This is a genomic window from Caldimonas sp. (genome assembly GCF_046289365.1).
GTDB lineage: Bacteria > Pseudomonadota > Gammaproteobacteria > Burkholderiales > Burkholderiaceae_C > Caldimonas.
This window is the reverse complement of record NZ_JBKBVU010000247.1, coordinates 1-3,934: the sequence shown is the minus strand read 5'-3', so window position 1 is coordinate 3,934 and position 3,934 is coordinate 1. Positions and strand designations below refer to the sequence as shown.

At 66.2% G+C, this 3,934-nt stretch carries 4 protein-coding genes; all 4 read left to right on the top strand.

Annotation, left to right across the window (positions count from 1 at the left end):
* Positions 1–736, top strand: a 736-nt coding sequence (gene rseP / locus ACK42S_RS16335; RefSeq protein WP_409709976.1) for an RIP metalloprotease RseP, incomplete at its 5' end; no start/stop codon positions are given.
* Between the two features lie 88 nt (positions 737–824).
* Entirely contained in the window at positions 825–3,065 is a 2,241-nt protein-coding gene (gene bamA, locus ACK42S_RS16330; protein WP_409709973.1) for an outer membrane protein assembly factor BamA, read from the top strand.
* Positions 3,065–3,580 (top strand): OmpH family outer membrane protein, encoded by a 516-nt coding sequence (locus tag ACK42S_RS16325; protein WP_409709971.1) that lies wholly within the window; start codon positions 3,065–3,067, stop codon positions 3,578–3,580. The genes bamA and ACK42S_RS16325 overlap by 1 nt, the downstream gene beginning before the upstream one ends.
* Positions 3,577–3,927 (top strand): LpxD N-terminal domain-containing protein, encoded by a 351-nt coding sequence (locus ACK42S_RS16320; protein ID WP_409709968.1) that lies wholly within the window; start codon positions 3,577–3,579, stop codon positions 3,925–3,927. The genes ACK42S_RS16325 and ACK42S_RS16320 overlap by 4 nt, the downstream gene beginning before the upstream one ends.
* Positions 3,928–3,934 lie beyond the last annotated feature (7 nt).

The following is a 3,934-nucleotide window of genomic DNA, read 5'->3' as shown; positions in this document are numbered from 1 at the left end:
GCTCATGTCGAAGGTGGGCCTCGGGGCACCATACAGCGAACCCGTCCTTGGCGAGATCCTGGCCGACGGGCCGGCCTCGCGCGCGGGTCTGCGCCGGGGCGACCGCGTGCTCAGCGTAGATGGTCAGGTCATCCAGGATGCCGCACGCCTGCGCGAGCGCATCCGGCAGGCCGTGCGGGACGGTGCACCGGTGCCGATGCGCTGGCGCATCGAGCGTGCCGGACAGGTGCTCGAGGTGGATGTGACGCCCTCGATGCATCGCCAGGGCGATCAGGTCCTCGGGCGCATCGAAGCCTTCGTGGGCCAGCCGGTCGAGTTCGTCACCGTCCGTTACGGCTTTTTGGATGGCCTGGGCTATGCCCTGGGCCGCACCTGGGAGGTCTCGGTCCTGAGCCTGCGCATGCTGGGCAAGATGGTGGTGGGCGATGCCTCGCTGAAGAACCTGAGCGGGCCTCTGACCATTGCCGACTTCGCGGGCCAGTCGGTGCAGTTGGGCATGGCCTACTATCTGGGATTTCTCGCGCTGGTGAGCGTGAGCCTGGGCGTGCTCAACCTGCTTCCCTTGCCCGTCCTCGATGGAGGGCACCTGATGTATTATCTTTTCGAAGCAGTGACGGGGCGGCCGGTCTCCGAGGTGTGGCTCGAACGGCTGCAACGCGGCGGCGTAGCCATCATGCTCATGCTGATGTCACTCGCGCTCTACAACGACGTCGCCCGTCTTCTGGGTCTGCACTGACCGCATGCTGCGCAAAAACTCCACAACATCCTCCAAGCCTCGTTTCTCCCCCCGGTTGCGCGTCCTGGCGGCGGCTGCTCTGGCGGTCATGCACGGAGCGCTTGCCTGGGCTGCCGAGCCTTTCGTGCTGCGCGACATCCGCGTCGAAGGCCTGCAGCGCACCGAACCGGGTACGGTCTTCGGATCCCTGCCGTTTCGCATCGGTGACACCTACAACGATGACAAGGGGGCGGCCGCGCTGCGCGCGCTGTTCGCCACCGGCCTGTTCAAGGACGTGCGCATCGAGGTCGAGGGCGATGTGGTCGTGGTGGTGGTCGAAGAGCGCCCCATCATCGCCGGTGTCGAGTTCGTGGGAACCAAGGAATTCGACCGCGAGACGCTCACCAAGGCCTTGCGCGAGGTGGGCATCACCGACGGCCGCCCATACGACCAGGCGCTGATCGACCGCGCCGAGCAGGAGCTCAAGCGCCAGTACCTGTCGCGCAGCCTCTACGGCGCCGAGGTGATCACCACGGTGACGCCGCTGGAGCGCAACCGCGTCAACGTCACCTTCACCGTGACCGAAGGCGGACAGGCGCGCATCCGCGAGATCCGCATCACCGGCAACCGCGCCTTCTCCGAGCGCGAGCTCAAAGGCCTGTTCGACCTGAACACCGGCGGCTGGATGAGCTGGTACACCAAGTCCGACCGCTACTCGCGGGCCAAGCTCAACGCCGACCTGGAGAAGCTGCGCTCGCACTATCTGAACCGCGGCTACCTGGAATTCGCGATCGAGTCGACCCAGGTGGCAATTTCGCCGGACAAGCAGGACATCACGATCACGATCAACGTGCGCGAAGGCCAGCCTTATGTGGTCACCGGTGTACGCCTGGAGGGTGATTACCTGGGCAAGGAGGACGACTTCAAGGCCCTGGTGAGCATCCAGCCCGGCCAGCCCTACCGTGCCGAAGCGGTGGCCGAAACGGTGCGCGCCTTCACCGAGCGCTTTGGCGCCTTCGGCTATGCCTTCGCGCGCATCGAACCGCGCACCGACATCGATCGCGCGACCGGACGCGTGGCCATCGCGCTGGTGGCCACCCCCCAGCGTCGTGTCTATGTGCGGCGGATCAACATCAGCGGCAACGCCCGCACTCGTGACGAAGTCATCCGGCGCGAGTTCCGTCAGTTCGAGTCGGCCTGGTACGACGGCGAGCGCATCCGTCTGTCGCGCGACCGTGTCGACCGTCTGGGCTTTTTCAGCGAGGTCAGCATCGATTCGGAGGAAGTGCCGGGCTCGCTCGACCAGGTGGACCTGAACCTGCGCGTGGTGGAAAAGCCCACGGGCAACCTGCTGCTGGGGGCGGGCTTCTCCAGTGCCGAGAAGCTCACGCTGACGGCCGCGATCAAGCAGGAGAACATCTTCGGCACGGGCAACTACCTGGGGGTGGAGTTCAACACGGGGCGCTACAACCGCACGCTGGTGGTCAGCACGGTCGACCCGTACTTCACGATGGATGGGGTGTCGCGCTCCATCGATGTGTACTACCGCACGACCCAGCCGCTGTCCAGCCAGGGCAGTGACTACAAGCTGGTGACGCCGGGCGCCTCGATCCGTTTCGGCATCCCGGTGACAGAGTACGACCGTGTGTTCGTCGGCATCGGCGTGGAGCGCACGGAGATCCGCGGCGAGCCCGGGGCCCTGCCCAACAGCTATTTCCGCTATCGCGAGCGCTTCGGCCCGGCGAGCCTGAGCGTGCCGCTGACCCTGGGCTGGACGCGTGACGACCGTGACAGTGCCCTTGTGCCCACACGGGGGCGCTACCAGCGCGTCAATGCCGAATGGAGCGTCGCGGGCGACACGCGCTATCTGCGCACGAACTACCAGTTCCAGCAGTACCTGTCGCTCACCCGGGACTTCACGCTGGCACTCAACACCGAGGTGGGCTGGGGCAAGGGCCTGCAGGGGCGTCCCTTCCCGGTGTTCAAGAACTTCTACAGCGGCGGCCTGGGCACGGTGCGCGGCTTCGGCCAGGGGTCGCTCGGTCCGGTGGACGCCACCGGCGCCTATGTGGGAGGCGCCAAGCGGCTGAACCTCAACGGCGAGCTCTATGTGCCGTTCCCGGGCTCGGGCAACGATCGCACGCTGCGACTGTTCGGCTTTGTCGATGTGGGCAACGTCTTCGGCGAGGACGACCGCATCCGCTTCGACGAGCTGCGCGCATCCAGCGGCATCGGGCTGAGCTGGATCTCTCCCGTGGGGCCGCTGAAGCTGGCCTATGGCATCCCGCTGCGCAAGCAGCCGGGCGATAGAATCGAGCGCATTCAATTCCAGATCGGAACCGCATTCTGATGAAGAAACTCGCATTGGCTGCCCTGACGGCCGTTCTCGTGTCCTTCGGGACGGCCCAGGTCGTGCAGGCCCAGGAGCTGAAGATCGGCTACGTGAACAGCGACCGCGTGATGCGCGATTCCGCGCCAGCCAAGGCGGCCACCAGCCGCTTGGAGGCCGAGTTCACGAGGCGCGACAAAGAACTCAACGAGCTCGGCGCCCGGCTGAAAGCCAGCTCCGAGCGCCTGGAGAAAGACGCCCCGACGCTGTCCGAATCCGAGCGGGCACGCCGCCAGCGCGAGCTGGTCGAGCAGGACCGCGAATTCCAGCGCCGTCGCCGCGAGCTGCAGGAAGACTTCAACCAGCGTCGCAACGAGGAGTTGGCGGCGATCGTCGAGCGGGCCAACCGGGTCATCAAGCAGATCGCCGAGGCGGAGAAGTACGACCTCATCGTGCAGGATGCGGTGCACTTCAGCCCGCGCGTGGACATCACCGACAAGGTGATCAAGGCCCTCAACGCCAACGGTGGCAAGTGAGCGATGTCCGACTGAGCCAGATCGTCGCCGAGCTGGGAGGGGAACTCCTCGGCTCGGGTGAGCTGCGCATCAGCCGGATCGGACCGCTCGAGGGGGCGGACGCCTCCACCCTCAGCTTCCTGGCGCATGCACGCTACCAGTCGCAGTTGCAATCGACGGCGGCGGGCTGTGTGATCGTCGCGCCAGCCTTCCGCGAGGCGGCGGCCGCCCGGGGTGCAGCCATCGTCACCCCCGACCCCTACCTTTATTTCGCCCGCGTGACCCAGTGGTGGGTGGCTCGCACCCGTGCGGTGCGGACGGACGGAAGTTACACCACAACAAGGGGGAGGGGAAAGGAACGAACCTGACAAGAGG